The sequence below is a fragment of the Lentisphaera marina genome, assembly GCF_028745505.1.
GTDB classification, from domain to species: domain Bacteria; phylum Verrucomicrobiota; class Lentisphaeria; order Lentisphaerales; family Lentisphaeraceae; genus Lentisphaera; species Lentisphaera marina.
Window position 1 is genome coordinate 1527246 of the sequence record NZ_JAQZZL010000001.1, and the last position, 25243, is coordinate 1552488.

20 protein-coding genes are annotated in these 25243 nt (G+C 39.3%); 10 read left to right on the plus strand and 10 right to left on the minus strand.

The features are described 5' to 3' along the window. Positions 1–13: 13 nt before the first annotated feature. Complete coding sequence (locus PQO01_RS06350) at positions 14–1468, plus strand: sulfatase (RefSeq protein WP_274313196.1); 1455 nt, start codon at positions 14–16, stop codon at positions 1466–1468. A gap of 5 nt (positions 1469–1473) precedes the next feature. Here PQO01_RS06350 and PQO01_RS06355 read toward each other — a convergent pair whose 3' ends face one another. Both PQO01_RS06355 and PQO01_RS06360 read right to left on the minus strand, forming a co-directional pair. Beyond that, positions 1474–2250, minus strand: a complete 777-nt coding sequence (locus PQO01_RS06355; RefSeq protein WP_274313197.1) for a prepilin-type N-terminal cleavage/methylation domain-containing protein — start codon at positions 2248–2250, stop codon at positions 1474–1476. An 84-nt stretch (positions 2251–2334) separates the two neighbouring features. Then, entirely contained in the window at positions 2335–3147 is an 813-nt protein-coding gene (locus PQO01_RS06360; RefSeq protein WP_274313198.1) for a cysteine peptidase family C39 domain-containing protein, read from the minus strand. Positions 3148–3267: 120 nt separating this feature from the next. Here PQO01_RS06360 and PQO01_RS06365 point away from each other — a divergent pair, with 120 nt between their 5' ends. From PQO01_RS06365 to PQO01_RS06375, 3 genes are read left to right on the plus strand one after another with little or no spacing between them, the layout of a single operon-like run. Then, positions 3268–4713: an SDR family oxidoreductase gene (locus tag PQO01_RS06365; RefSeq protein ID WP_274313199.1), complete on the plus strand. Its 1446-nt coding sequence runs from the start codon at positions 3268–3270 to the stop codon at positions 4711–4713. Further along, a complete protein-coding gene (locus PQO01_RS06370; RefSeq protein WP_274313200.1) occupies positions 4697–5644 on the plus strand; it encodes a YbgA family protein in 948 nt (315 codons plus the stop codon). Before PQO01_RS06365 ends, PQO01_RS06370 begins: the two co-directional genes overlap by 17 nt. Positions 5645–5651: 7 nt before the next feature. Then, positions 5652–6263: a flavin reductase family protein gene (locus PQO01_RS06375; RefSeq protein WP_274313201.1), complete on the plus strand. Its 612-nt coding sequence runs from the start codon at positions 5652–5654 to the stop codon at positions 6261–6263. A gap of 8 nt (positions 6264–6271) precedes the next feature. On the opposite strand, the gene PQO01_RS06380 is transcribed toward PQO01_RS06375, so the two are convergent. From PQO01_RS06380 to PQO01_RS06400, 5 genes are all read right to left on the minus strand, one after another. Then, complete coding sequence (locus PQO01_RS06380; protein WP_274313202.1) at positions 6272–6970, minus strand: type III pantothenate kinase; 699 nt, start codon at positions 6968–6970, stop codon at positions 6272–6274. Then, positions 6970–9453, minus strand: a complete 2484-nt coding sequence (hrpB, locus tag PQO01_RS06385; protein ID WP_274313203.1) for an ATP-dependent helicase HrpB — start codon at positions 9451–9453, stop codon at positions 6970–6972. Before hrpB ends, PQO01_RS06380 begins: the two co-directional genes overlap by 1 nt. A gap of 54 nt (positions 9454–9507) precedes the next feature. After that, entirely contained in the window at positions 9508–9822 is a 315-nt protein-coding gene (gene ppnP, locus PQO01_RS06390; RefSeq protein WP_007279035.1) for a pyrimidine/purine nucleoside phosphorylase, read from the minus strand. Positions 9823–9894: 72 nt separating this feature from the next. Continuing rightward, positions 9895–11355 carry an excinuclease ABC subunit UvrC gene (locus PQO01_RS06395; protein WP_274313204.1) on the minus strand — a complete coding sequence of 487 codons (1461 nt, stop codon included), beginning with the start codon at positions 11353–11355 and terminating at the stop codon, positions 9895–9897. Between the two features lie 138 nt (positions 11356–11493). Then, positions 11494–11697, minus strand: coding sequence for a hypothetical protein (locus tag PQO01_RS06400; RefSeq protein ID WP_274313205.1), 204 nt, complete (start codon positions 11695–11697; stop codon positions 11494–11496). Positions 11698–11900: 203 nt separating this feature from the next. Between PQO01_RS06400 and argS the strand changes: the two genes are divergently transcribed. The 4 genes from argS to PQO01_RS06420 all read left to right on the plus strand — a co-directional run bounded on the left by argS (position 11901) and on the right by PQO01_RS06420 (position 18061). After that, positions 11901–13664, plus strand: a complete 1764-nt coding sequence (argS, locus tag PQO01_RS06405; protein WP_274313206.1) for an arginine--tRNA ligase — start codon at positions 11901–11903, stop codon at positions 13662–13664. Between the two features lie 63 nt (positions 13665–13727). Then, positions 13728–14528, plus strand: coding sequence for an AlbA family DNA-binding domain-containing protein (locus PQO01_RS06410; RefSeq protein ID WP_274313207.1), 801 nt, complete (start codon positions 13728–13730; stop codon positions 14526–14528). Positions 14529–14730: 202 nt separating this feature from the next. Further along, the gene (locus PQO01_RS06415) at positions 14731–16926 is read left to right on the plus strand and encodes a protein kinase domain-containing protein (protein ID WP_274313208.1); all 2196 of its coding nucleotides are present in this window, start codon (positions 14731–14733) and stop codon (positions 16924–16926) included. 52 nt (positions 16927–16978) lie between these two features. Beyond that, positions 16979–18061, plus strand: a complete 1083-nt coding sequence (locus PQO01_RS06420) for an AI-2E family transporter (RefSeq protein ID WP_274313209.1) — start codon at positions 16979–16981, stop codon at positions 18059–18061. Here PQO01_RS06420 and PQO01_RS06425 read toward each other — a convergent pair. From PQO01_RS06425 to PQO01_RS06435, 3 genes are all read right to left on the minus strand, one after another. Then, complete coding sequence (locus PQO01_RS06425) at positions 18058–19044, minus strand: hypothetical protein (protein WP_274313210.1); 987 nt, start codon at positions 19042–19044, stop codon at positions 18058–18060. The two genes, PQO01_RS06420 and PQO01_RS06425, sit on opposite strands and share 4 nt — an antisense overlap. 148 nt (positions 19045–19192) lie before the next feature. Beyond that, the gene (locus PQO01_RS06430) at positions 19193–19972 is read right to left on the minus strand and encodes a type II secretion system protein (protein WP_274313211.1); all 780 of its coding nucleotides are present in this window, start codon (positions 19970–19972) and stop codon (positions 19193–19195) included. A 172-nt stretch (positions 19973–20144) separates the two neighbouring features. Continuing rightward, positions 20145–20552, minus strand: coding sequence for a hypothetical protein (locus PQO01_RS06435; protein ID WP_274313212.1), 408 nt, complete (start codon positions 20550–20552; stop codon positions 20145–20147). Positions 20553–20766: 214 nt separating this feature from the next. On the opposite strand from PQO01_RS06435, the gene PQO01_RS06440 reads away from it, so the two are divergent. Beyond that, a complete protein-coding gene (locus PQO01_RS06440; protein ID WP_274313213.1) occupies positions 20767–23229 on the plus strand; it encodes an extracellular solute-binding protein in 2463 nt (820 codons plus the stop codon). Then, a complete protein-coding gene (locus PQO01_RS06445; protein WP_274313214.1) occupies positions 23229–25097 on the plus strand; it encodes a carbohydrate ABC transporter permease in 1869 nt (622 codons plus the stop codon). The genes PQO01_RS06440 and PQO01_RS06445 overlap by 1 nt, the downstream gene beginning before the upstream one ends. Positions 25098–25243: the final 146 nt, after the last annotated feature.

Genomic DNA, 25243 nt, shown 5'->3' on the forward strand with positions numbered 1-25243 from the left:
TGACGCATAGCTCATGAAAATTTTAAGCCTATTATTTGTTACTTTAGCTGTTTTCGCCACAGAAAAACCCAATATTATTTTATTCTACGTCGATGATTTTGGAGTCAATGACCTATCCTGTAATGGAAGTGAGTTTTATGAAACACCGAGTATGGATCGTCTTGCTGCTGAAGGCATGAAGTTCTCTAATGCTTATACAGCATTTCCGCGATGTTTACCTGCTAGGCAAGCCTTGCTTACAGGGAAATACCCAAGTCGTTTTGATGTACAGCCTTACCCCAAGCAACATCTGCCCTTTAAGGAAGTGACTTTTGGTGAAGCTTTAAAAGAAGCTGGGTACGCAACCTCTTATATAGGCAAATGGCACTTAGGTCACAAAGGACAGGATCCGGGTAAACAAGGATTTGATCATATAGTGCATACGGGGCATGCGGGAGCAACGAAAAGTTTCTTTTACCCATTTCCAGTAGAGAAGGGACATAGTGTCGAGAATCCAGTAAAGGGCAAAGAGGGTGATTATTTGACTGATGTGTTACGTGATGAAGCTTGTGATTTTATTCGTTCAAAATCTGAAGAGCCCTTTTTGCTCGTTATGGCACATTACGCTGTACATACTCCTTTGGAAGGAAGACCTGATTTAGTCGAGAAATATCGTAAAAAACTTAAGGTGATGGGGCTTGAGGAAGGCGGTAAAAGTGATGATGCTGATTTACGTACAGATAAAACTGGGGTTTATAAAACAGTTCAAAATAACCCGCATTATGCAGCCTTAATTGAATCTGTTGATACGAGCCTTGGAAAAATAATGCAGACTCTCGAAGACCTGAAAATTGATGATAAGACAGTTATTATTCTTTCAGCCGATCACGGTGGTTTATCCTCACGTGGCCTCAATAACAAACGTACCTTAGCAACTACGAATGCACCTTATCGCCAAGGGAAAGGTTGGGTGTATGAAGGTGGTATTCGCGTTCCTCATATAGTTAAATGGCCAGGGAAAGTGAAGGCAGGTTCACTTACTAAAGTGCAGACTGTTGGTACAGATCATTATCCTACTATGCTAGAAATGGCAGGTCTTGAATTGAAACCCGAGCAACACGTGGATGGTAGAAGTTATTTAAAGGCTTTAAATGGAGAGCAGTACCAACGCAATGGAATGTTTTGGTACTCGCACACTGCACGCCCTGATAGTACAGGAGACACAAGAGGAATGGCTTACACTGAGGGCAAATATAAAATCATTGAATGGTTTGATGAAGAATCAATAGAACTCTATGATTTAGAAAGTGACATCGGTGAAAAAAATGATTTAAGTCAATCTCTACCAGAAAAAACAAAAGAACTCCACGCCAAAATGCTTACGATGGAAAATTCTATCGGTAACTATAGAAAGCAGGGTTTGCGTTCTACGCAAAAGCGTTTGGAGAAAAAGGCTAAGCCAAAAAATAAATCTCAAAAAAAACATTAATTTGATTATTGCTGGCTATCAAACCATGAGCCTCGAAAGTTACTGAGGGTATTGCTAATGGGAGTTCCTTCAAGAACTTGGTAAGAGTTCATCTTTTTTGCACTCCCATCAGCAAAGCTAAAGTTACTGATGCCTTTACCAAAATGGTTAGAGACTTTATCTGCGGCTACAGTACCTGGGTTGAATATGTACTCTCTGTAAAAATAGCCCGTTGTTCCATGCGATTGATCCCCACCACTTCCTGCTAAGTTCCATTTATTCCAATGTTCTCCTAGAACAATAGTGCGACTGGGATTGCTGATACTAGTTGTTTTGATCGATTCAGCTATTCTATCTTGAGCAGGATTATTACTGCCTGTCTTTTCACGCCCACTTATTCCTACGTTCCAATTGCCCGATGATTTATAATCATTAATAACGTAAGATTTACGAAATTTGTTAGCGGATTCAGAAGCGACAGTATCCGAGGGACATAGGAGTCTACTGTAATTATAATTAGTACTGCTCATCCCATTGGCAGATTTTTCTTGATCTGTCCAAGCTAAACCGTAGTAGGAGGCTATGAGGTCATCCCAACCATAATTTGCGTAGGCGGCAGGATAGTAGCGATCATTGTCATCCGCATACATATGTGTGGATATAGTCATTTGACGAACAGTGCTAAGGCATTGTGTCAATTTAGCTGTCTTTCTTGCTTTGCTAAGTGAAGGTAACAGTAATGAAGATAAGATAGCTATGATGGCAACGACAACTAACAGTTCAATTAAGGAAAACTTTTTCATTGTAGACTCATGGTTAAAATTGATGATTTTCATCTTCAGTACGTAAGCTCTATAATTAATATATCATTAGATTGAAATTTTCAGTTATAATTGTTTTGGAATGATGGATATGCCATTGCCGTGCCAGCGTGATTGTAAGTAGTCATGCGTCCAATAAACTCTACCTTTGTCAGGGTCCCAAATTTCATAGTGATGTTCGTGTTTATTCGCAATGACTAGGGCGTGTTTTTCTTTGCCTAGAGGCGCGTCTACAAAAAGTATAGATGGGAAAACTAAATCTTTAATATCTTGTCGATGTATGATTTGAGCATAGAAACCCAAGGCCTTAGCGCCCATGACAATTTGTGCAGGAGAACTTCCCTGTACACTGGTGCGAATAGCGCGAGCACAATCTTGTTCACTTAGATTACCCTGAAAATAATGACTTATGTTAGCTAATGAAGCTGCTGCGCAACTCATGGGGTCGCTTTGTAAAATGATCCCATCTCGTTTGAGGTCCTTAATGACAGGACTTCTCGTGTGATACAAGTAAATAGTATTTAGGCTTAGATAGATGAATAGAATGGCGAGAATTGTACTTAGGCGATCACGTTTCTCTGCTAATGTAATAAAAAGTAGCAAACTTGAAGAAAAAACGACTAAGCTATTTAAACCAAAGAGAAAGAACTCAATTGCAAAAGCTTGTGGGATGATAGGTAGTTGATAGGCATAGGAGTAATTTAAAGAGAGAACTCGTAATGTAAATCCAAGTACAGCGATGCAGATGAAGAGAGTAAAAAGAGTTATGTTTTTGTGGAAGGCATTTTGTCTTGTTAGTTGAGACTTTTTTTTAGAATAAGTTCCTCTTGCTAAACAATAAGCAATTAAGCTTGACGAAATGATGGTAATTAGGCTCATGACTTAATATGTTGTTTATATATCCCAATAAAAAATTTTAAAAGATTTTCTACATAACATTTTAAAAAACGTTCAAAACGTTCATATTGAGTTGTTGTATTAAAAGTGAGTTTCAGAAAAATGAAAATATTGATTACCGGAGCAAGTGGTTACATAGGAGGGCAATTATTAATGTCTCTCTATAAAGAGCATGAAATCACTTGCTTACTTAGGTCGAAACGAGACTACTTAGAGAGCCAATACTCAAATGTAAACTTTACATATGGTGATGCGGCAAATTCAGAAGATGTGGTGAGGGCATGTGAGGGGATAGATGTCATTTTCTATTTGATTCATGCCATGGGAAGTGATGGGGACTTCGAAAAAGAAGATAAAATCAATGCTTTAAATTTTTCAAAAGCGGCAAATAAATGCGGTGTGAAGAGAATTATTTATTTGGGAGGGTTGGTTGAGGCAGATTCGAAAATGTCTAAACATATGAAAAGCCGAGCAGAAGTGGGGCGCTTGTTAAAATCAGATGGTGTTCAAGTTTTTGAATTTCGTGCTTCTGTAGTTCTTGGAGCAGGAAGCTTATCATTTGAAATGATACGAGCCTTGGTCGAACATCTACCTATCATGGTATGTCCGGCTTGGGTGAGAAAGCATTGTCAGGCTATTTATATAGGTGACCTAATAAAGTATTTAAAATCTGCTGTCGACTTAAACTTATCTGGGAGCCATATATTTGAAATTGGAGGAAGAGATATTACGACTTACGGCGATCTTATGAAAAGTTATGCCAAGCTTAGGTCTTTGAAACGCTACATGATTCCAGTGCCAATTTTGACTCCACGCTTATCTAGCTTGTGGTTGGGGCTAGTTACACCTCTTTATTCTCGTGTAGGACGTAAAATTATTGATAGTGTTAAACATGATAGTATGGTGGCTGAGCCGGTCTCCAAAGATTTATTTCCATTTAATTGTATAGGAGTAGATGAAGCGCTCTCATTAATTCAGAAAAATGAAGATGAGGGTTATGTACACACTCGTTGGAATGATGCCATGGCAGCCGCAGGAATAAAAAAGATTGATTGGAAAGGGGTTCACTTTGGTAACCGCTTGGTAGATTCTAGAACACTCAAAGTAAATTGCTCTGCGAAACAAGCGTTTTATCCCATTCAAACAATTGGCGGAGATAGTGGATGGTACTGTGGGAATTGGCTTTGGTCTTTGCGTGGTTTCATTGATTTACTATTTGGAGGGCCAGGGGTTCGTAGAGGTCGACGAGATCCACAAAAACTTCATGAGGGAGATGTCTTAGACTTTTGGAGAGTGGATCTTTACAAGGAGAATGAGGTTTTGTTATTAGAGGCAGAAATGAAATTGCCAGGAAGAGCTTGGTTAAAATTTGAAGTTAATCCTATAGACGAAAATAGTTGTGAGATAAGACAAACAGCAATTTTTGATCCTTTAGGTTTTTTTGGAGTTTTGTACTGGCACGTAGTTGTACCACTTCATGCCTATGTTTTTGGCGGAATGATTAAAGAAATTAAAAAGAGGGCTTTAGTAAATGCAAGAGAAAATTAAAATTGGCTTATCCGCTTGTTTATCAGGTGATGAGGTACGCTATAACGGTCAGGGTTGTCGAGATAAGTTAGTGATGGATCAGCTCAATGAGTTTTTTGATTATGTAAAAGTTTGTCCGGAGATGGCAATAGGTCTAGGTACACCAAGACCGACGATTAGATTGGTGCAACACGAAAAAATCCGTCTACAAGAAACTAAAGGCGATGGTGATTATACCGAAAAAATGGAAGCTTTTGCCAAGCAGGATATGGAAAGGCTAAAAAACTTAAACCTTTGTGGTTTCATCTTTAAGAAGGGCTCACCTTCTTGTGGCGCGTATCGAGTAAAAATTTACAGTGATGAAGGTCACCCGCTCATAGAGAAAACTTCTGGTATGTACGCGAAGCAAGTTCAAGAAAACTTTCCTTGGCTTCCGATAGAAGAAGATGGTCGTTTGAATGACGCACCACTTTTTGAGAATTTTATTTTTCGTGCCTTTGCACTCAATGACTGGCAAGAAATGCTCAAAAAAGGTCTATCGCATGGAGGTTTACACAAATTCCACCGTCGTCACAAGTATGCCCTAATGGCTCATAGTCACGAAGCCGTTACTGAGTTAGGCAATTATATCGCACACAAAGGCGACTTGAGTATAGAAGTAATGGCAGAGCACTATTTGACAACATTTATGGAGTACATGTCTAAACCGCCCAAACGTTTGCAGCATGCCAATGTGTTATATCACCTGCTCGGCTACTTTAAAAAGAACCTTGATTCATTTGATAAAGAAGAAACCGTGAAAATGATTGAACAGTACCGCTTGGGTTATATACCTTTAGTTGTTCCCATTACTAGGATATCTCATTACACTAGGAAATATGAACAAGAGTATTTACTTGAACAATCTTACTTAGAAAGGCCTGAGAAATTGGGTCTTCTAAATAAATTATGAGTTCGGAATGATTTTAGATTTAGAACATATAGAAAAAATGGACAAGCGTCAAAGAACTTGTTTAGTCAATTGCTTGTCGGGTTACAAGAGTCCCATGTTAATCGGGACTCAAAGTAAATCAGGACAAGATAATTTAGCGCTTTTTAGTTCAATATTTCACTTGGGAGCGAACCCACCATTAATCGGAATGATAAGTCGACCCCATACGGTGGTCCGTGACACGCTAGAAAATATTATTGAGACAGGTGAATATACCATAAACTTGGTAGATGAATCATTTTACAAATCAGCTCATCAATGTTCAGCCCGCTACCCTCAAGACGAGTCAGAGTTCTTAGGTGCGGGAATTGAAGCGGAATATAAGCCAGGTTTTCTAGCGCCTTTTGTTCTTCAAAGTAGTTTGAAAATAGCTATGGAAATGAAAGAAATTCAACATCTAGAGATCAATAAAACGGAACTCATTATAGGTCAAGTAAAATTTGTTGAAATAGATGATGAGATCTTTGGGGATGATGGTTTTGTAGATATCGCTAAAGCAGGAGCAATGGCGAGTTTAGGCTTAGATTCATATCATCCAGTTGACTTAGGTGAGCGTCAAGCCTATGCAAAATATAAGTAGTTATTACTTTATTTAACTAATTCTAATAGACCACTGAGGGTGAAATGAGCCGGAGCTAATTCAGTTTCTGGAAAGTATTTCTTGAAGAATTTAGCATCGCCTCCAGTGAAAACGATTGTGATATCAGGGTAGTTTTTACTGTTGTGTTCAATGAGTTTTTCAATGGCACCGATTAATCCCATGTCCACACCACTCTGAATAGCTTCCATTGTGTGGCGTCCAGGGCTTTTAGCTAAAGTAGAACTCAAGGGAGCTAAGGGTAACTGGCCTGTTGCAGAAGTTAAGATCTTTCTTTGTAGAAGGCGGCCAGGAAGGATGTTGCCACCTTGGAATTGATTACTTTTATCAATCAACTCAGTGGTCACGCAAGTCCCACAATCTACCACCATTACCGGTGTGCTGTAGTGTTTCTTTGCTGCTAGAGCATTAGCAATGCGATCCGCACCAATAGAAAAATGATCCACATCGGCAAATTTAATAGATTTTGCGAGCTCCGCATTTAGGAGGATGAGTTTCTGTCCGAAACGCACACACAATTGACCTGTAACTTTGGGGACAACAGAGGCAACTACTAAGCGGTCAACATCATTTTCACGTTCACCCAGTTCTTTCATGATGTCAGCTGTTTTGACAATTTCAACATTTACAAGATTATCCCAAGCGAGCTCAGAGTGAGTATTTCCAATATTGACAAATAAGGTTTTCATTAGATCCATTTGTGTTTGTAATAGCGTCTTGATAAAGCAGGCTTTATCTCAGGATATAACCCTGACCAAAAGTTTTCAAGGTTTTTAGTTACCTGAATAGGGCGATGATTGGGTGCTAATATCTCAAAAGTCAGTGGAATGCGTGCAGGGCCGATCAATGGAGTCTTTTTTAAGTCAAAAAGCTGTTGAATGAACGCGCGTGTATAAATTTCTTTTCCAGGTTCATAAAAAATACGTAATTTTTTGCCATCACTGAGCTGGATGGACTCGGGCATGGCTTCATCAACAAAGCATTGTTCATCCCAGGAAAGTAAATTTTTTAGATAGCTTAAACAATCCAAATCTCGTATTTCACAGGCTTTAGTTAAGCCAGAACACATTTCCATATAAACGATCTCTAAATCTTGCTCAGAATAAGTAATGAGTTCTTTTTCAGGGTAAAGTTCGGCACATTTCCTGACGCGCGCCAACCAGAGGTCAACTTTTTCATTCCATTTATTGAGACGGAGACTACCATCGACTATTTTTGCCGCTAAGACTTGTTCTGTTTCTGCCGAAGCTTCACATACGCTGATTTTTTCTTCAATGATAAGTTCACGGAATTTAACTTGCTCTGCTTTGCGTACAGATTTTGAACTAGGATCCCAGACGACTTTTTGCTGCTTTTGTAGTTCACCAGGAAAAGTGTGCTCTAGTAATTCCAGACTTATTTCAGTCAGTTGCGAAAGCTTAGTTTTAGCTCCGAGTCCGCTTGCGATGTCCGCAACATTAGTGGCTAGGATTAAGTCGGCTTTTTTTTGCGAACTTAGTCGATCAATTTCGCCTTTTTGTTTATTGCCAAGGGTGACCTGAAGTGAACTAGTATCACGCCGTTTTGCTAGGTGATCGGGGAAGGCTCGAAGCAGGCAACAATGGGGGTGCATATCATTAAAATCTTTGAGTCTGGGAAGTCTTTCACATAGGCGAAGGAATTGCATGCGAGCTAAATCAACAGATCGACAATTATTGGCGTTTAGTGAATATTTGTCGCAATCTTGAGGCGCAAATTTCAATGATTTGGCGGTATAGAGGAGCTCATTCATGAGGTCAAGATCAGAAGTAAAATTGACTCCTTGTCCAGGAACTAAGTCGATCAATTTCTTTTTGTTGCGATTTAGGATAATGGACGGTTCAGAAATGAGGGCCGCATAAGTGCAGGCTTTATCCATTTGATCAGCTTGTGTGCCATAGTAAAGTAAGGCAGCTAAACGAGGAGAGCAGGGCATTTTAGCCGCGTGAAGTCCTGCAGCACTAAGTCTTCTTTGATTATTGATAAAACCTAATTCACCCAAGAGTGTCCAAGCTTCTTCAATATCTTGTGGTGTATCAATTAAATTTAATTGACTTAAGTCGTGGTAACCTTGGGCTAAGCATTGCAAGAGTAGCTCGGAGGGATCACAGCGCAATATTTCAGGTTCAAAGTGTTCAGGTTTACGGCTTTGTTCGGATTTTGACCAAAGGCGTAAACAAGTTCCCGCAGAAGTACGACCGGCACGACCACTGCGTTGATCCGCACTGGATTGTGAAATGCCCTTTGTGTAAAGTGTATTGATTTGACGCTGAGGATCATAAGCACTCTGGCGAACGAGTCCAGAGTCAATAACCGCAGTGATATTTGGGATCGTGAGTGAGGTTTCGGCAATATTTGTTGAAACAATGATTTTTTGTTGCCCCGTATTTTCTATTATACGATCTTGTTCTTTGGGGTTTAGTTGTCCATGGAGGGCAAAAACTGGAGCTTTTAATTTTTTATTGAGTTCATTGACTGTTTTGGTGATCTCGTATTTACCTGGCATGAAAATCAGTAAGCTCCCATCAGTTTGACTCATTATTTTTTTTGCGGCATGCGCAGCGACTTCCCAAATTTTCTTTTGGCGATCGGGTATGAGGTAATCGATATCTACAGGGAAATGACGCACATCAGTGGTGATGAGAGGGCAATTCAGTTTCTTTTGTAACTTGTCCACATCGAGTGTAGCACTCATGAGCATGAGGTGCAGTTGTTTTTGCTGTGATTGAATTTTTTGGCACATGGCAAAAGCCAAATCCATTTGCCACCGACGTTCATGGAATTCATCAAAGAGTACGGCGGCAATACCATTGAGTTGTGGATTGTTCTTCAGTTGCTGTAAAAAGAGTCCATCCGTCATGAAAATAATTTGCGTATGCGCTCCCACTTTGGTATCGTGACGAATACTATAGCCGACTTCTTCTCCAAGTATTTCAGAGCGTAAGTGTGCAGTATGATGTGCGAGGAATTTGGCAGCGGCACGACGTGGCTGTAGGACAATGATTTTACCCTGCATTTTTCCTGAGTCGAGTAAGATGCCTGGGACACAAGTCGATTTACCCGAACCAGTAGGCGCGGATAGAAGCATGAGCTTATCTTTGACGAGAGTGTTAATCAAGTCATTGGCAACGGCATGTATGGGGAGTTGAGTCATCAGATGAAGGCAAAAAGAAACCCGACTATGCAGTCGGGTTTAAGAAGCGCTAACTTAGTCTAAGTAAGAACAGCAGTAATCGAAACCTTCTTCGATTTTGAGTTTGAAGCTCGAGTTTGCAGGTACATTAAATGAGCTGCCAGCTTCAAAAGTTTGCCAATCGTCAGAACCAGGAAGTAAAACGACAGCTTTACCGCCAAGTGCTTCCATGATTTCAGCTTTTTCAGTGCCAAATTCGTAATCACCAGCATTCATGTAACCAAGAGTTTTCTTTGTGCCATCAGCGAAGATTACGGCGCGGCTTGTAACTTTTCCATCGAAGTAGACATTTGCAGCTTTCACTACAGTAACATTATTAAATTCAGACATGTGAATCCATCCTTTTATTTTAAGAGCTCACAAAATACCCGTTGAGATGAATTTTTAAAGGATGGAAAACAACTAATTTTTCTTGAGGTATTCAAGGATTAAATTAGCCGATTTTTCACCTAAACCTGGGACGGCTTCGGCAATGTCCTGAGGGGCAGCTTTGCGGATCTCGCGAACAGAGCCAAAGTGATTGAGCAAGGTCATTTTTCTTTTCTTGCCAATGCCGGGTATATCGTCCAGCAAAGAATTGGCCACTTGTTTCCTTCTGAGTTGGCGGTGAAAGCTTATGGCGAAGCGGTGAGATTCATCGCGTAAGTGCTGCAGCATTTTTAAACCAGCAGAAGTACGGGGTAGAATTTTCCCTTCGGAATCATTACGAGTATAAAGTATTTCATGTTTTTTGGCTAAGCCATAAGTTGGGATATGATCAATCCCCAATTCATCAATAGATTGTAATGCTGAGCTGAGTTGACCCTTTCCGCCATCAATCAAAATGAGGTCTGGAAGGGGACGCTTTTCTTTAAGTAAACGACTATAACGGCGGTAAACAATCTCTTTCATCGAGGCAAAGTCATCGGGGCCTTCAACCGTTTTGATTTTAAAGTGCCGGTAGCTTTTATTGTCGGGTTTTCCATTAACAAAGCGCACCATTGAGGCTACCGCGTGAGTTCCTTGAAAGTTAGAGTTATCAAAACATTCTATGACATGAGGTGCTGAATCGAGCTCTAAGCGTTTTTGTAGGTCAACTACCGGGTCTTCTTTGTGTTCGGGGTTAATCGAGGCATTGACGAAACTGCGTCGTTGTTTGAGAGCTGATTTAAGGTTGGTGATAATATCTCGGTAAGTGGCGGCTTTCTCAAACTGTAATTTCTCACCAAAGGCTAGCATGGATTCATTTAGGTCATCGACAATCTCAGCAATTTGCCCTTCTAGAACTTTTATCATTTCATTTACGCTTTCACGATATTTTTCTTGGCTTACACTTTGGTCACAGGGTGCTGAGCAATTGCGTAAGATTTGCTCTTTACAGTGTTTGCGATCACTTAAATCGGGAATGCGACTCGTGCAAGTACGCAGTTTAAAGTAACGGATTAGGAACTCTACAGTGGAGCGAATCGCGTTGGAGCAGGGGTAGGGACCAAAATAGGCTGCGCCATCATCTTTTCTTACTCGTGTGAGGAGGATCTTCGGGTAGGGTTCATTTAAAGTGACTTTGACGAGGTAGAAATTTTTGTCATCTCGCATGAGAATATTATAGTGGGGTGAATATTCTTTGATGAAACGAGATTCGAGTAAGAGGGCTTCAGACTCACTCTTAACTTCATAAGTTTCATAGAAAGCGATGCTATTAATTAATGAACGTAGCTTGGGGTCGGCAGATGCCAGTCGTGAAGCTTGAAAATAAGTTGAAAGGCGTTTGCGAAGGGATTTGGCTTTTCCAACGTAAATCACTTTAGCGAAGCGATCACGAAAAACGTAAACTCCGGACTGGGAGCTTATTTTCCTAGGGCTAAAGTCATCGCGTTCATTCATACATAGTTTTCCTTATAAGTGAAAATTATGCTCGCTCTATTAAAAGACAAGTTTCCTTGTCGTATAAGAGTTCATGAATATAGGCACAAAAAAAGAGACTCAAAAATGAGTCTCTTTAAAAATCTTAAGTCAAAAAACTTATGCTGCGTATTGAGCTGCTGTCTTTTGTGGTGACTTGAGGTGATCGCGAAGTTGCTTTGTATTCATTTGTGCAACTTTTGCTTCAGGAACACCAAGAGCCATTACGCGCTTTTTGTGTTCGAGGATACGACGTTTCTTTCTAGCGCCTGATTTTCTAGGGCGACTAGTATTTTTATTCTTTTTACCAAAAACTCTTTTCATGTCAAAGTCCTAATAATATTGTGCCCAGATAAAGGCAATTTTTCAAAAAAATGGGGCCGAAGCCAAATATGGTTGCGTAAAATTCACTAAAAAGTTAATAATTCAAGTTGTCTAGTGAAAAAAGTAAGTTGATAGAGTTGTAAGTGTTGCCGTCCCCATTATTATCCCTCAAAATAATTTAATTTAACAAGGAAATATTGAGCATGAAATCACTTCTCGCCCAATTGAGAGACCAGGTAAGCTTAGCCGTGAATGCCGTGGCTGGAGATATAGAAATTAAAGGTGCTATTTTGGTGCCTTCACAAAACCCCAAATTTGGTGATTATCAGTGCAATGTTTCCATGGAACTTGCGGGTAAATTAGCAAAAGCTCGTGGTGAGAAAGTGAACCCCAGAGAGGTTGCAAGTGCTATTATGGAGAAACTCGAAGTCTCCAGTCTTAGCGAAGAGCCTGAAATTGCGGGGCCTGGTTTTATTAACTTTAAGCTCAAAAATGATGTTCTTGCGGACTACGCAATCAATATTTTACGTGACCAACGTTTAGGGATTGCGAAAGTCGCAAAGCCCGAACGTGTATTGGTCGACTTTTCTGGTCCTAACTTAGCGAAAGAAATGCATGTGGGGCACTTGCGTTCCACTATAATTGGTGATTCTGTCGCTCGCTTTATGGAATTTGATGGTCACGAAGTGTTGAGAATGAACCATGTGGGGGATTGGGGGACTCAGTTCGGTATGCTCATTCAGTTTATTCGCGAAACAAGTCCTGAGGCCTTGGAAAATCCCGAGAGTTTTGAGATTGCAGATTTAGAAGAGTTCTATCGCGAAGCGAAAAAACGATTTGATGACTCAGATGATTTTAAGGATGCGGCTCGCCGTGCGGTTGTCGATCTTCAATCAGGTGATGAAGCTACTTTAGCTGTGTGGAAAGTTTTCTGTGACGAAAGTCTAAAGCATTGTCACGAAATTTATGGCCAACTCGATATCAAAATCACCGATCGTGGAGAATCCGCTTATAATGATATGCTAAAAGATGTTGTGGAAGACCTGAAATCTGCAGGTAAAGCGGTACAGACAGAGGGTGCTTGGGGGGTTTTTCTCGATGGGTATAAGAACAAAGATGACGAGCCACTTCCTACAATTGTTCAAAAATCTGATGGTGGCTTTATTTATGCGACGACTGATTTAGCGGCTATTCGTTATCGTTTTGCCGAACAAAAAGCAGATAAAGTTATTTATGTAACTGATGCGCGTCAGAAAACTCATTTTGATCAAGTTTTTGCCATTTCAGAATTAATGGAATGGGCACCGAAAGACTCTATGCGTCACATCGGCTTTGGTATGATGCTTGGTGCAGATGGTAAACCTTTCAAAACGAGAACAGGCGGTACTGTAAAGTTAAAAGATCTTTTAGTTGAAGCAGAGAGTCGTGCAGGTGACCTAGCTAAAGAGTTGACGCCGGACCTGAGCGAAGCAGAATACAAAGAAATCGCATTTGCTGCGGGCCTCGGAGGAGTTAAGTATTCTGATCTAAGTCATGGTGTAGCGACAGATTATAAATTTGATTGGAATAAAATGTTGGCGACAGATGGGAATACAGCAATTTATATACTGATGACTTATGCTCGTACTCGTGGCCTTTCTCGCAAAGCAGGCGTAGATGTAGATAGTTTAGTTGATAGTACTGATCTCGCTAGACTCACCGAAGAGCAAGAAATTAAATTGATCAAGAAAATTGCCTCAACACCTGATGTGTGGCAGGGCGTGGTACGTGATTTAGCTCCACATCTTCTCCTCAATCACCTCTACGAATTGGCACGTGACTTTGGTTCATTCTGGAACTCATGTCCAATTATGAAGCTCGAAGATGAAGAGCTTAAGCAATCACGCCTGGCACTCGCTGGTGGTGTTGGTCGCGTATTGAAATGGGGTCTATCAATGGTAGGGATTCAAACTCTCGATAAGTTGTAGTCCACAATTGCTTTATGTTAAATAAGGATCAACTTTTTTTATATCAAACGTAACTGAGGGAAAATGAGAAATAGAGTTTTATCTAAAAAGGTTTTAGCAAGCTTTATACCCATGGGTGCGATTATTGGTGTTTTTGTTTTTAAACCATTAGTCGGCTTATTCATTTGGCTAGAGTTTGAACTTCCCGCCAACCCAGACGTTCCCTTGCCCACTTATCTTACGAAAGTGATGCTGAGATCTTTTAATCCAGATACGATTTTAGTGACGATATCGTTTGCTATTGTGGGTATGTGCATTGGCTTTATGTTTTGGTTTTACCTTAAAGAAATTGCTAGGCGCGAGCAGCTGATTGACTTCCTTAGTAATCAGCCTGGACAAGACTTAGAAGCACTTATCAAAGGTGGCGAGAATGATGTTTTAGAATTTAAGTCTTCTATGCGTTGGGACTACAAGAATGAAAAACTCAACAAAGCTTTAGAATTGGTTATTATAAAGACCCTTGCAGGTTTTATGAATACTCGTGGTGGTACGCTATTGATTGGTGTCGATGATGATGGTTTAGTCTTAGGTTTAGAGAAAGATTATTCGACAATTAAAAAACAGAACTCAGATGGTTATGAGCAGTATATAAATGGTCTGATCGCTTCATATTTAGGCACAGATCTCTGTGCCAAAGTCAATATCATGTTTCACAAAATAGAGGATAAAGAAATTTGTCGTATTTTGGTACTGCCAGCCAAGTTCCCCGTCTATTGCCAAAATGGCAATAAAACTCAATTCTTCATGCGTGCGGGTGGTGGCACCCGTGAGCTCAATATCAAAGAAGCGATGAAATACATTTCTAACCGTTGGGAACGAGAATAGTTTTTTTATTACTCACTCTTTGTAAGTTATTTAATAACTGAAAAGCCTATTTCTTTCTGGCTAGACTTATAAGCAGTAACTTTTTGAGTATAAAACCGAGAATATAAAAATATTTTTATAATTTCTTTTACTTGTGTGCTACCTTAGTCTGAGCTTTTAATTATGGGACAATTATTTAGCGCAGATAAATGAGGGATGATTTATGGTACAAAAAACGATTGTTGCGGATGATGAGTTTGAATCAAATGAACAAGATCAAATAAAGTCTAAGTTTAATAGCCGCTTTAATACTATTGTTTCTAATACAGAGTATTTAGATCGTCATGATGATGGAGGGCTCGATTTCTACGATGAGCTTGAGTCGTTATTCGAAGAGATTGAGAAGTTCAGTGAAGGCGGTCAGGGCGAAATCAAAACGGCCAAAGATAAAAAACTTCATCGATACGTTGCTTTAAAATCTTTAAAAAAAGACTTTCTAACTAATCCTGCGATAGTAAATAACTTTATTATGGAAGCGCGTATTACTGCGCAACTAGATCACCCATCTATTATACCCATGTATGGTATTATTCGCGAGAAAAACTCTTACGTCCATATGGCGATGAAGTTGGTCCAAGGTTTAACTTTACAAGAAATTATTGACGACCACCTTTTGGAGTGTAAAAAACGTCAAGGCAAAGATTTAGTTAGTTTTGAGCAAAAGGCTTTAAGTGAACGACTTTCTTACTTTATCAAAATATGTGAAGCAATTTCTTATGCTCACAATAAACGAGTTATTCATAGAGACCTAAAACCCGAGAATATTATGGTGGGTTCTTTTAGAGAAGTTTACTTAATGGATTGGGGGATAGCTAAAATCATTTCAGAAGACCATGACTTTAATAAACAAAATGAAGGAAAAAAATCTTCAATATCTGGGACACCTGGCTTCGTTGCACCAGAATACATTCTTTCTGGTAATGTGGAGTTTGCCTCCGATCAGTATGCTCTAGGGGCGATTCTCTATCAACTTATCTCCTTAAATGGTCATATTAAAGGGAGTGGCGAAAAGGAACTCTTAGAAAAAACCATTAAGGGACAACTGGAACCACTGAGGCATCTTAAAAAGGAAATTAAGCTGCCTATGGCTCTTAGGGCGATTGTTGCTAAAGCCTTGTCTCATGACCCCAAGGATCGCTATGATGATGTGAGTTTATTGGCAGAAGATATTAATAACTATCTTCAAGATAGAGAAACGATTGCTTACAAAGATAATTTTTCGCGCGCAATGGCGAGGTCTTTGTATAAGCATAAGATGGCAACAACTTTAACTGTTTTAAGTTTGTTACTGATTTTTGCTGCGATTACCATCAGTTCACTGTTAGGTCAACAAAGAGCGTCTGAACTAGCGCAAAAACGAGAGTTGACTTTGATTAATTTCCAGAGCTCTTTAGAGCAAAGAGCGAACCAAATTGATGGGCATTTTTCTAAGTTGTCAAACATTCTTCAACGCTACGCTGATAAAGTTACTTATCTAATAGAAAACCCATCCATAAATAAAGAGCAAGAAATTCGCTTTTTCGATTATAAAGATTTTAAAAATGAATCCGAGAATGTAGTCGGTTTAAGGCCTTCAAAATTATATGGTCATAAAGTGAGTGTAAAATCAGGGAACTATAAATTAGCTCCTGGCTTACAGCTAAAAGATACGCAAAAAGAACTATTGGCTTTGTCACCGATTATAGAAGATACCTTAACTTATATGTCCGAAAGTAGTGCTTTAGCTAGTGATGGATTGGAGCAAACTGAATTGGAAGATCTTGCATTAAATAAAGGCTTTGCAATTCGTTGGGTTTATTCTGGTTTAGCTAATGGCTTGTTAATCAATTACCCAGGGATGGGGAAATTAACAGAAGACTACGACGTTCGAACTCGTTTTTGGTTTAAACATTCTAAAACTCAAAAGAATTTATTTTGGAGTTCGCCATACATCGACCTGTTTGGTCAAGGCTTGGTGGTTTCTGCAGTTCAACCATTGTACTCAAAAACGGATGATTTTCTTGGGGTTTCTGCAATCGATATAACATTTGATTATGCGTATAATACGATTATGGCCGCATCCGAAGATAAGCGGACGGGGATAATAAAAAACCGTTTCCTTATTAATGACCAGGGCAAGGTTATTTTAAGTAATTTAAAAGCTATGTCGAATTTTGAAGAAGCAGAAAAAAATAAGTCGGAGATTCAATTTAAAGAATTTCCTTACCCTCAGTTGATAAAAACAATTCGGGATCAAAAGTCTGGTCAAGTCAAGCTAGAGAAAGATGGACAAACTCGACTCATAGGCTTTAGCCCGATACCGACTTTATCTTGGTATTATGTAGAAGAATTAAACTTTGATAGCTTGATAAAACCTTAGTACCCACATTTTTAAAATCATATTAATAATAATTAAGAATTGAAGAGAGAAGATGAATAACGAGAATGTTCCTTTAAATAAAAAATCGATGATGGATTTGATGATCCGCATGACCCTTATTTTATATTTATCTTATTTATGCTTAAAGGTATTTGCGCCTTTTGCCTTGCTAATGTTGTGGGCTCTGATTATTGCGATTGTGCTTTTTCCCCTTCATCAGAAACTCTCTAAAAAGCTGGGAGATAAGCAGGGGCGTTCAGCGACTCTAATAGTTTTAGTTGGGTGTCTGATTATTGGAACTCCTGTAGTTGTTTTGGGCCTATCACTAGTGGATTATGTTCAGGATGTTTATTCAGTTTATGAATCGGGTAAGATGCAAATTAAAGCGCCTGCTGAAAATGTTAAAGAATGGCCTATAATTGGTCGTAAGTTATATGCATTATGGACCGAGGCATCTGTTGATGTTTCAGCATTTATGCTCGATCATAAAGAGGCCATTACTGGGTTTTTTAAGAAAATCTTGGCTAGTGCGGGGAGTGCTATGGGATCTGTAGCAATGTTTATGGGAGCTTTAGTTATTTCTGGCTTTATGATGGCTTTCGGTGACAAGGGAAGTGCAGCAATGTTACGGATTGCCAATAGGATTACAGGTGAAGAGCGAGGTGAAAAGTTGACAAAGCTTTCTGTCATGACAATTCGCTCGGTAACAACGGGTGTTATAGGAGTGGCTTTTATACAAGCTTTAATTATTGGCATAGGCTTGGTTTTAGCAAAGATCCCGGCCGCAGCTGTCCTCGCATTGCTTGTCATGTTTTTAGGTATTTTACAACTGCCCGCAGCGATTGTTATTATCCCTGTTCTTGTCTACATGTGGAGTAGCTCAGGATCTTCATTAGCAGCAAATATTTTCTTTACTATTTATTTTTTAGTCGGCGCTTTGTCAGATAATGTGTTGAAGCCTATCTTGCTTGGTCGTGGTGTGGACGCTCCCATGCCTGTTGTACTTATCGGCGCATTGGGAGGGATGATGGCTAGTGGTCTCATCGGACTGTTTTTAGGAGCTACACTATTAGCTGTAGCCTATAGAATCTTTATGGATTGGGTAGATGATACCGAAGGTATTGAAGAACTTTAATGTTTAATAACCAATTCTTTGATTTTCCATTGAGCATTCTCGATCAAAGGACGAATTTGTTTGTTGTGAACTAAGGCCCAGCTTTGATCTAAGTCCATTTTTATAGGAACTTGTTGTTTGCCTTCTTGGCTCCATATAGCTAGTACTTCTTGAGTGTTGAAGATTTCTAAACCACTTGGACGCAAGGATTCGTCAGGACATTGTTGTAAGCAGGCTAATAAACCACTGCTCAAATCATCAAATTGCCAAGCAGAAAGTTGGTTGCCATGATACCAAGGTGACTCTTCTTGTACACGTTCATTCAAAGCCATGAAATGAGTGCTCATTGCAGTTGCTTGAGCCCACCTTTCCATAGGTGTCGTACTAGCGACAAATTCATAGGTACAGCTATAATGAACAGGAAAGCGTAAAGGAGTGGTCCAGCCATCATGAAGCGTGATTTCAGTTTTGTAATCTTCTAAAGCTTTGAGGATTTCATTAAAGTGGTCGGGACGGTAGTGGATTTTATCGACCCAACCCCAGTCTTTTTTATAATACATCAGACCTTTACTTATGTGCTTCTTTTTATATTGAAACAGCATTTCATGGGTGACGGGTTTATAGTTGAGTAGAGTAAGTGATATAGTAGAGGCTATATAAATTAGGAAAATTAACGAGTCGCTAAAAAAGTATGACCAATAACTCTTATTGTCCTTAAAGCAAGTTTTTTGTCGCCAATATGAAGTCGCTAAAAAAATTAGAAATGCGGGCCCAGTCCATATCCAAATTAAACTTCTTCGCCAGGGGCTATAATCTTTTTTCTTAAGAAGCAATCTATGAAAAAAGTAGGTGGCCAAAAAACTTGTAATGAGCAAGGCAAAAAGTCGAGGGAAGCTCACCATGTATGCGGTCGGTTGCCATAAGTGTTCGATACACAAGGAAAATAGTAGGCATGCAGGTAAGTATATTAATGCACTGAGTATAATGGGGAATGTTTTTTTCATAGGGCTCCGTTTTTCAGAGCCTCACATTAGCATAAGCTTTTCGAGCGTAAAGTCACGTATGCACTCAAGTTTTTAGAATCAGAGCAAGAAAAAGCGACTCTAGATTTAGAGTCGCTTAACTGAAGGCGATTAAGTAATTATTAAATAACTACTTAGCTCTACCATTATTCTTTTTTTCGTCATCAGTGATAACGCCTTCTTCATTTGCAGTGTCTTCACCTTGTTTAGATTTACCTTTGTTTGAAGAATCAACACCGTCAACATTATTGCCGTGACCATTGTTGTTCTTAACTTTACCGTCGTTGCCATCGGGATCGGGATCGGGATCATCAAGTTCATATGTGCCTGGGAGTAAAGTAGTAGCAATCCCTGCTTTATTACTTCCAGAACCATTGAGATAAACAATATTTAGATAGCCTTTATGACTATTTGCATTCCTATCGTAAATGACGAGGAATAGGTCCTCAAGCTTTACAACAGGATTGTCAATGTCTGAAGCAGCTAAATCATAGTTTATGGATGTTCGTAACAAACTGGCTTCCAAGTTCATACTCTCGACATCTTCTTCGCTTGGAATATAGCTGTAAGAGGTGTTACCATCTAAGTCCGCATGACTTGCGACATTAGCACCTTCGTCACCTGGGCAAACAAATGATACTAAATCTTCTTCCGTTACATAATCACTTGCAAAGGTAAAATCTCCAAATTCTTCACGGCTGACAGCGTCCTCGTTGAATGGTGTTTTTCGGTGATCTTTTCGATAAACTTCATAGATTGTTTGGACTTGTTTTAGGTTGTTGTGGCAAGTCGTTAGTTTAGCACGCTCTCGAGCGACGCCACTGGCATGAAAGATTAGTCCAGATAGAATGCCAATCACTGCGACAATGACTAGAAGTTCTATTAAAGAAAAGTGTTTTTTTAAGCTCATGATATTTCTCCTTCAGTTTCTTGTTACTTAACTAAACGAGTAAAAACATGGTCACACAAGCCTTATATTAAATTCCTTATGGAATCTTAATAATTGGAATAAATTTGAGCTCAAAACTATGTTTGGCTATAGCGAAAAAATGGGTTGAGATACGATTGAGTATGGAAAATAGTTATTTTTTTCTATAAACACGAGGGTCTTGATCCTCGAAGCTCGACAGGATTTTAATTTGAGATGGGTTTTGTACTTGGATTTCAAAGGCGACTTGGCCGCTGCGTCCATAAAGATAATAGGTGTTGTGATTGATTTTGCGATAGTCTAAGTAATTATTCAGAGTCTCACAGACACCATTTGAGTAAAAAGTAATAGGATGATATGCACGCTTTTCATTAACCCATTGTCCTACAAGAGCTTCCTCTTCATAGAGTGTGTTGTCCACGATTTCTTCTTGGGTGCCAAAAGAAACAACGGCAAACTTAAGTAAAGATAAAAAAAGTAAGGTAATCAGTAAAGAAAAGCGACGTATGTGCTTTTTTGTGGGAACTAAACTTATCTGTGTTTTACTTCGTAGATTTTTCATCCGTCCAACCTTAACAGTTTGTTTAAGTACAATTAATACTCAGTATATAAACGTTACAAGTGTTTAATTATTGTTCTATCTTTAAAAGAAAATTATTTATATTTAAATTTATGCGGAAAAACTTTGCTTTTAAGTTAACTTATTAAGCTTTACTCAATTGCGCAATCGAAGTACTTTGCAGGCATCTTTTTATTCCTAAACCTCCTTAAAATCTATGTCTTTCAAGAACGCTGCATTTTTCTTAAAATATTTATTGCTCTACATAAGTATCTTGATGAATGCCTATGCTGTAGAAATGAAAAGTGGAGTAGATGAAAAGGGGATTACTCATGTGCGAGTTTGGGGCTTGGCTCAAGGTCCGGGAAATACATCTTCTGAAAGAGCCGAATGGCGTGTGCTTAAGGCTTTTGAAAAGCAATATCCCAACATTCGTCTGCACAATGCAGCGGGTTTAAATCTACCAGGAGTGGGGAACGAAAATGATGTAGGTCCTTTGTTGGCCATTTCGGGGGGTATTGCCCCAGATATTCTCTACGTAAATTTTCGAAAATCAGCCTCTTATATAGATAATGAATTTCTCTATCCATTAGATAAATATATTACGGAGTTCGCAAAAAATAATGGTGAAGAAAGTGTACGGCACCTGATTCATCCCGCTTTAGAAAAAGTTGTTAGAAGGCTTGGGCCTGTTGAAGGACAAAAAGAGAAAAAGACCTGGATGATTCCTGCCGATCCCTTAGTGATGACAATGATTTACCGCAAAGACTTATTTGCACGCAGTGGTTTAGATCCCAATGAAGCTCCCAAGAATTGGGTGGAAATGTACGAGGTTTGTGAAAAGGTTGTGGAAGCTGAACCGAGCAATTATGGAGTCTTCGCTACAGCTAGAGATGGGACATCGTGGAACTTTATGCCTTACCTCAGTAGTAGTGGGACTCAAGTGCTAGAGGAAGATGAAGAAGGTCAATGGAAAGCGAGTTTTGCCAAGGAGGAAGCGGTCGCCGCTTTAGAGTTTTATGCCAAACTTCATGCTGGATTGAGAAAAGATGGTAAAACTCGTGGTTTCGCAAGTTCAAACAAAAGCCATTTGAACGAAGGCAAAGTAGCCATAGCAATGACTTATCTCGGTGGTGATGAAATGGCGAAAGTTGATACCTCAGGAGCCCAATGGGGCTTTGCTCCCGTGCCAGAAGGGCCAAGTGGGATTAGCAGTGCAGAAATCAATGCTCGTATGTGGGGGATATTTCGCGGTCAAAAAGATAAACGTGTCCGCGATGCCGCATTTCAATGGTTGGCATTTCGCAAATCTCGAGAAGCGGTGAAAATCCGAGTTGATACTTTTATTGAAGCTAATGAAATTTCAGCAATTAATCCCAATTTGTTAGATCGTTTAGGGAGTGAATATGAAAAATATAATGTATTCATCAATCAAGACTTAAAAAAGCTTTATAAGAACCTGATTGAATCAGCCAATCCAGAACCCTATGGGACAAACTGTGATCTAGTTTATGATTACTTAGATAAACCTGTGCAACGCGCCATTTTGTGGGCACGTGAAGGTAATTTAGAAAGTAAATCTCCAGAGGTGATTAAGTCGACGCTCTTATCTTTTTTGCGAGAAGGGCAAAAGGACCTAGAGCGTGAGATGCTAGATGAATTACCCATAGAGGAGAGAAAGCAGCGTCGAATTGTGGCGACAATCGTCACTTTGCTTTTATTTTCTTTGTTTATTTTTACTTTTTATCGAGTCTTTAAAATTTTATCGCCTCAATCAATGAAGGGACGAGCTTGGAGTTTTAAGAAATATTGGCAGGCTTATTGCCTCCTCTTACCGGCCGTCCTTATTGTTGCGCTTTGGCAATACTACCCCTTATTGCGCGGCTCATTAATGGCTTTTCAAAACTATAAAATTGCGATTCCCATTATTGAATGGGTTGGTTTTGATAATTTTGCCGATGTCCTCTACGACGGCAATTTTTGGCATTCAATTTGGTTGACTTTTTATTACTCTTTTTTAGTTATTCTTCTCACCTGGTTACCTCCCTTGTTTCTAGCGGTTATGTTGGATGAAATTCCTCGACTTTCGGTTTTCTTTAGGGTGCTCTATTATTTGCCAGCTTTGATCTCGGGCTTGGTTGTGATCTTTCTCTGGAAGCAGTTTTTTGATCCCAGTCCTCAGGGGCTTTTTAATCAAATATTTGCATTCATGGGTGGTAGTCAGCAATTCTGGTTCGAAGATCCGCATTTGGCGATGTTATGCTTAATACTGCCTTTGGCATGGGCAAGTTTAGGCCCCGGTTGCTTGATTTATTTAGCGGCTTTAAAAGGAGTGGCACCCGATTTGTATGAAGCTGCGGAGATTGATGGCGCTAATTACTGGCAAAAAATTCGCCATGTGGTGATCCCAAAGCTTTGGCCTTTGTTAATTATCACTTTGATTGGTCAAGTGATTTTGAGCTTTAATGCGGCTGAAAATGTTTTAGCAATGACGGGTGGTGGCCCCAATGGGGCGACCAATGTAACGGGCTTGCTCATTTTCAAAAAAGCCTTTGTTTACACGGACTTTGGCCCAGCGACTGCCATGGCGTGGATTATGAGTTTGTTTTTGATTGGTTTTACAATTTATCAACTCAAAATCCTCTCGCGCCTAGAGTTTAAAACTACGGGGGATGACTAATGCCCATCCTCAACGAAGTTTCTCGAAAGTCATTTAAGGGAAGGGGACTGATTTTTAGTTTTTATCTACTTTTATCTATTGGCGCAATCAGCATGGTGTTTCCCTTTTTGTTGATGTTTTCGGGGGCAATGAAAGGTCAGTACAACTCTGGTCGACTTAATGTGATTCCTCGTTATCTCCATGATGATGTTGAACTCTACCGAGCTTGGTGCGAGAGCAAATACACAAAAGTTGACGATTTTAATGCTTCAAATCCATTGGCAATAATGGATTTTACTGATTTGCAGGCAGTTGATTTAGTTTCTGAAAAAATGATTTTGAAGTACTATCAAGAGTTTCGAGAAAATGAAAAAGCGCATCCTCTTAATTCTAAGCTTGGGCACGTGAATGCGAGTAATCAAAATTTACCCGAATTTGGTTTGGCATTTATTCAACATTTAGATAGTAAGTTTGGGGGGCTTAAGAACACCAATGAGGCCCTAAACTTGAATATGCCCAATTGGCAATCGATGGCGAGTGCCCTGATTCAACAGAATTTTTTCAATAAGAGTTTTACACAGAATGATTCACGTCTCATGCAGGAACTGCTTTCATATAAGCAAAGTATGAAAGAAGAAAACCTTTATTACCCCAGCATAGATGGTCAATTTCGTAGTCGCATGATTTTGCCTTTTACTGGAAATGACATTAAAAAAGTCAATCAGATGACAGGCTTAAGCATTAAGAAAATTAGTGAGCTTCACTTATTTCATAATCAGGGTAATGATTGGTATGTGAAACAAAGAGATAGTTTTGTTCGTCAGTTTTTGAATCCGCGTTACATCAATATGAAAAGCGGACAAGATCAAAACTTTCGTGAGTTTATTAAAAGTAATTTTCACAATAATCTTGAAGCTGCTAAAAAGGTTTATCCTAAGCTGAAATCTTTTGATAAACTTAGCTTAAGTCAAGAAATGCCCGAAGATGTTCAAGAAGCGGCACTATATGGTGCTTACATTGAGCGTGCTGCGAATTACCAGCAGATCATTTTGCGAGGTCCGCAAATCGAGTTTCAAAATTATTTATTAAAGAAGTTTGGTGATATAAAAGCGATTAATCATCATTTAGGAAAAAACTTTAGTTCAATTCACGATATCTCTATTCCTCAGTCTGCAATAGACTATGATTATGTGATTAAAAATACGAATCGTTTACGTTGGCAATTGGCGAGTATAAATGTTCGTTTTGTATTTAATTATTTAACTCAGCAGGGCCGGGCAGCTTGGGTCACGCTAGTGTTTTGCTTACTCAGTATCATAAGTGCGCTAATTGTTAACCCCTTAGCAGCGTATGCATTGAGTCGTTATGACTTGCCGAGTACTTATAAAGTTCTGATGTTTTTTATGTGCACCATGGCCTTTCCAATTGCGGTTACCCAGATTCCTTCTTTTTTACTTCTTAAGGAGTTGGGGATGTTGAATACCTTCTGGGCTTTGGTTCTTCCGACGATGGCGAATGGCTATTCAATTTTTATTTTGAAAGGTTTTTTTGACTCATTGCCTAAAGAACTCTATGAAGCAGCAGCTATTGATGGTGCAGGTGAATTTAGGATGTTTTGGCAAATAACTCTGAATTTGTCCAAACCTGTTTTAGCGCTTATTGCTCTGAATAGTTTTACGGCGGCATACGGTAATTTTATGTATGCTTTATTGATTTGCCAGGATGAATCAATGTGGACGATTATGGTTTACCTCTTTAAACTTCAAACGGAAGCTTCCCAAGCAGTGATTTTTGCCAGTTTAGTGGTGGCGGCAGTTCCAACTCTAGTGATCTTTTTAGCCTGCCAAAAAGTTATTATGAAGGGTATTGTAATTCCTTCCGAAAAATAATTGATTTGCACATATTCCCCCAATTGTATGATGGTGAACAAGCTTCCGCATAGACCTATTTAATAAGTAAAGCGGAAGAATTTTGGTAGATCACCGTGCAAGCAATAGATTTGCGCTTATTTTGTGCGAATTAAATTTATATGGAA